Annotated in this window: 3 protein-coding genes; 2 read left to right on the forward strand and 1 reads right to left on the reverse strand. The window is 37.8% G+C overall.

Going from position 1 to position 5,333, the window contains the following annotated elements; genetic code table 11:
• The first annotated feature begins 191 nt into the window (after window positions 1-191).
• Together Q1R07_RS00005 and Q1R07_RS00010 are read left to right on the forward strand one after the other, a co-directional pair.
• Window positions 192-1,961 carry a phospholipase D-like domain-containing protein gene (locus Q1R07_RS00005; protein ID WP_300484703.1) on the forward strand — a complete coding sequence of 590 codons (1,770 nt, stop codon included), beginning with the start codon at window positions 192-194 and terminating at the stop codon, window positions 1,959-1,961.
• A gap of 258 nt (window positions 1,962-2,219) precedes the next feature.
• On the forward strand, window positions 2,220-4,886 hold the full coding sequence (locus Q1R07_RS00010; protein ID WP_300484704.1) for a reprolysin-like metallopeptidase: 2,667 nt from the start codon (window positions 2,220-2,222) through the stop codon (window positions 4,884-4,886).
• Window positions 4,887-5,048: 162 nt separating this feature from the next.
• Here the strand turns inward: Q1R07_RS00010 and Q1R07_RS00015 are convergent.
• Window positions 5,049-5,333 (reverse strand): hypothetical protein (locus tag Q1R07_RS00015; protein ID WP_300484706.1); only part of this gene is annotated, 285 nt, incomplete at its 5' end.

Consider the following 5,333-nt stretch of genomic DNA (forward strand, 5'->3'; position numbering starts at 1 on the left):
TATAAGCATCCTTAAATCTCTTTAAATACAGAATATTTGAACTATAATATACATTATGTAAAATAGAAAATAAAGCATTATAGATTACACCATTGTGCTGGTCAAATATAGCCTTTGTTTATACAAAAAGATGCTACCCCTTCCGATATCTTATTTCTTTAGTAATTTATAAGAAACATAATCTAAATAAAATGCGAGTAAAATCAGAATTGACAAGCGGTTATATTGTTTATGCTGTTTCTGGAACCAATATTGTTTCATTTGCAATTGACTCCAGATTAGCAGACACAAAAGGACTTTTAGGGTTTACCATAGAACGGATAAATATGAAAACCGGTATCCGGAATTATATGGAAAGTTATAAAACATTTCCACCGTCATCTGATACCGTTTCTAATAAATCCATAAGTAGTTATGATAATCCTATACAAAGCTTTCTTTGGAATGATTTCACTTGTGACACGGCTACGCAGTACCAATATTTTTTTTATCCATTAAAAGGGAAACCAGACCATCTAGATCGTTCAGAATGCCCCGTTTCGATAATAATCGTTACTGAAGCACTTTTTAGTAATGCCCAACATGATGTTTTTTTTAATCGCGGTGTCGTATCCAGTCAGGCCTATTCTAGGAAGTTTTCAAATTGTTCTCCTATTGAAATCCCGGATCCGGAATTACGGCAAGAGGCATTCAAATGGTTAGCAAGAGATCTTGAAACGGCCCTCCTCAATTTTATAAATAATGCTCAAAAAGGAGAAACTTTATTAGGTTGTTTTTATGAGTTTTATTATAAACCGGTCGCTCTTGCCTTTAAAAAAGCTAATACCAGAGATGTTTCTATCAAATTGATTGTAGATGCGAAAAACAATGAATACACTGATAAAAATGGAAACCTGCATACTAGTACACCAAGGACCGAAAATCTGGAAACATTACAAGGAGTTGCTCTACCCGATTACACCATTATAAAACGTGAAGCCCGAAAAAATGCTCTACAACATAATAAATTTATAGTACTACTTGATAAAACCGGAAAAGCAAAAGAAGTCTGGACTGGTTCGGTTAATATGACACTTGGCGGAATTTTTGGTCAAGCCAACGTCGGACATTGGATTCGGGATTCCGAAGTAGCAACCCGTTATCTAAATTATTGGAAACTTCTGAGTACCGATCCCGGAGGAAAAGATAATGATAGTAAACCTGTCAAACTAAAAAAAAACAACGACTATAAAAAAGCAGTAACGATGCTTTCCTCCTGTTCTGACACCTCCAAACCCGATATTCCCGAAGGGGTTTCTGTTATTTTTAGTCCACAATCTGATTTATCCGTATTAAAAATGTATGCTACTTTGTTTAATCAGGCAAAAAACCTCGCTTGTATTACTTTTCCTTTCGGAATTAATAGCTATTTTAAAAAAGCTTTAGAAGATAATACACCTGCCGATCAGCTTTCTCTTTTATTATTGGATAAACCGGATAACTTTAAATCGGATATTGAATCTTTTACAAAACTGGGAGCCCGGCAAAACGTCTATCAGGCTTGGGGCGCTGCTATTGATAATGCTCTATACCAGTGGACTAAAGAAGTCTCAACAAAAGATTTAGGGTTAAATGTATTTGTTCCCTATATCCATGCTAAAATAATGTTAGTCGATCCTTTAAGTGATGATCCGATAATAATTAGTGGCTCTGCTAATTTTAGTAATGCTTCTACAATAATTAATGACGAAAATATGCTCCTAATACGTGGAAATAAACGCGTAGCGGATATTTATTTTACCGAGTTTAACCGTTTGTTTAATCATTACTATTTCCGGGATATTTTTGAGAATACTGAAAAACAAGGCCATTTTAATAAAAATGAGCTATTCCTTTTCCCGGATGATTCCTGGATTCAAAAATACGAATTGGGCACATTAAAATATAAACAGGTTATGATTTATACGACTATGCAGTTGTAGAGTATGGCACCAATATAACTATAGCCTATCAATACCTTTTCTTCTAACATACTCTGATCTCTTACGGTAAACATGGAAGTTGATGTATAATAACTTGTATTCAATACGTTTTCAAATACACCATAAAACAGATCGAATAAAAAGAGTGTTCAAAATAGGCTTTTAGTTAAAAATCGATATTATAATTAACATATTAAATTAAAAAATGTATTTTTATGACAAATAACTAAATAACAACTGAAAAAAAATTAAAAACTAATGAAAAAAAAGCTACTCTATGTCGCGGCCAGTTTCTGTCTGTTCGCATCATCGTATGGTCAAAGTTCATTTTGGACTAAAGTCAGCCCCGAGCGGTTGAACATGTATGAAAAACTGGAACGAGCCTCGCAACCTCAGAATTTCCAACTATTTTCACTTGACCTTCCGGCATTAAAAGCAAAATTGGAAACAGCACCGATGCGTTCCAATGCGGCTTCAGCGCTAACGCTCTCCTTCCCTGCACCAAATGGCAAAATGGAGAATTATCAGATTTATGAATCACCGGTAATGGAAGCCGAATTGGCGGCAAAATATCCGGGAATCAAATCCTATATTGGTAAAGGTATCGAAGATCCAAGTGCAACGATCAATTTTAGTGTAACCCTTTTTGGATTACACACGATGACATTGTCCGGAAAAACAGGAACCTCTTATATCGATCCGTTTACTAAGGATTTAAAAAACTACATTATATATAGTAAAAAGGATTTACTACCGAACCGCGCTTTTACCTGTATGGTACAGGATGATCACGAAGCCGTTTCCGGAAGGTTGATCAACAATCCTGAAACCGCTATGGCTAATGACGGAAAATACCGCGTGTATCGTTTGGCGATGGCTTGTACAATCGAATATGCGGCTTATCATGTTAATGCGGCTGGTTTAGGCGGTGGTACGACTGCTCAGAAAAAAGCAGCGGTTTTAGCAGCGATGAACGTAACCATGACACGTGTAAACGGTCTTTACGAAAGAGATATGTCATTACATATGAATATCGTAGCAAATAATGACTTGATCATCTATATTGACAGTGATAACTTCACCAACTCACCACAAATGATCAATGAAATCCAGCCAATCGTAGATGCGGCTATCGGAGCAGCGAACTATGATATCGGTCACGGAGTATGTACTACCGATTCGGGTATTGCACAGTTAAACTCCCCATGTTCGTCTACTAAAGCCAGAGGAATCACTGGTCAGCCAAATCCGGTTGGAGATCCGTTTGATATCGATTATGTAGCACACGAAATGGGTCACCAATACGGTGCAACTCACACTCAAAACAATGCTTGTAACCGTACCGATGCCACTGCAGTAGAACCTGGAAGTGCCAGTACGATTATGGGATATGCCGGAATTTGTGCGCCTAACGTACAAGATCATTCCGATGCTCATTTTCATGCGGTAAGTATCGCTCAGATGCAAACATTTGTAAACGCCGGCGGTAGCTGTGCCGTGACAACCAATAACGGTAATGCCGCTCCAGTGGTGAATGCCGGTGCCAACTTTACCATTCCTTACGGAACCGCTTTTATATTAAAAGGAAGTGCTACCGATACTGCCGGGGAGTCGCTTACGTACTGTTGGGAACAAACCAATAATCAGGTATCCACACAACCGCCTGTAGCTACGGCTACTTCAGGTCCTAATTTCAGATCGTTACCGCCATCAACGTCACCAAACCGTTATATGCCGCGTTTCGAAGATGTTTTAGCCGGAAATCTTACGCCAACATGGGAAGTTGTTCCGAATGTAGCGCGTACCATGAATTTTGCTTTAACTGTTCGCGATAACCGCGCTCCTAATGGAGGTCAGACCGGACGTGGCGATATGACCGTAACGTTTGCCAATACAGGGCCGTTCCGTATTACATCGCCTGCAACGGCTAATGTTTCATGGGATAAAGGTTCATCACAGACCGTTACCTGGGATGTAGCCGGTACAACAGCAAACGGAATCAATACTGCCAATGTAAACATTCTGATGTCTATGGATAACGGAGCTACCTTTACGACGTTGGTAGCCAACACGCCTAACGATGGATCGGAAGTGATCACCGTTCCAAATACAGCGGCACCTTATTGTCGTATTATGGTAGAAGCCGTTGGAAATATTTTCTATGCATTGTCTAAAAACATTGCTGTAGGTTATACCATTACAAATGCCTGTCAAACATTTACCAACAGTACCGTTAGCGCTATTCCGGACGGAACAAATCCGAACGTAGCGACACCTGGTCCAACATTGACTTCAAATCTGAATGTTACTACCGCACAAACCCTTACGGATGTAAATGTAAACGTAAACGTTACACACCAATGGATCCGTGATTTGGTAACCAAAGTAAAACACCCTGACGGAACAGAAGTAATCTTAGGAAACCGTATTTGTAATGATCAGGATGGTTTTAACATCACATTTAACGACGGATCACCAAACATTGTGTGTACAGCTCCTATCACCAGTGGTACTTTTTCACCAAATCAACCGTTGGCTGCTTTAAACGGTAAAGCTTCAAACGGTAACTGGCAATTATTGATCAATGACTATTTCCAGGGTGATACCGGAAATTTAAACTCATGGTCGGTAGAAGTATGTTACCAGACGGCTGTTTTAGGTACGGAAAGTTTTGGTTTACAGGATTTCGCAATTTTCCCGAATCCAAACAACGGTAACTTTACTATTTCGTTTAAGTCAGCTTCTGCGAATGAGATCAAAGTAAACGTACACGATATCCGTGGAAGAGAAATCTTTAACCAGTCGTTCCAGAATACCGGTTTATTTAACCAAAACCTGGAGTTACGCAACGCTCAGACCGGAATCTATCTTGTAACCGTTCAGGATGGTGAACGTAAAGAAGTTCAGAAAATCGTAATTAAATAATTTAAAATACAAACCCGACAGGTTTTTAAAATTTGTCGGGTTTAACTATAAAAACAGGCTGTCTATAATGGGCAGCCTGTTTTTATAGTTTAGTTTGGAATAATTTTAAAATTATAGATTCCTTTCACCTGCTAATCTTATTGTTATATCAGAAGTGATGATTTATATCATCCAACTATTAATAAATAAGAATTCATCTATTTCCCCTTTTAATAACCCAAACGTGAAATAGTGCAAGGGATTAATAAAGTAGAAAAAATCGCGGATTATTTCTTTAGATTCTGGTTTTTCTAGTATTTCGTAGCTAGAATAATATGTCAAAAAATCTTTATCATAATGTGCTGATGATTTATTTCTGATATTTGACATTACAATATCATAATCATATTTCTCTTTGAATTCTGAAAGCTCTCTATTCAACATATCAAAGAATTTTATGTATATATC

This window comes from Flavobacterium sp., assembly GCF_030146175.1.
In the GTDB taxonomy this organism is placed as follows: Bacteria; Bacteroidota; Bacteroidia; order Flavobacteriales; family Flavobacteriaceae; genus Flavobacterium.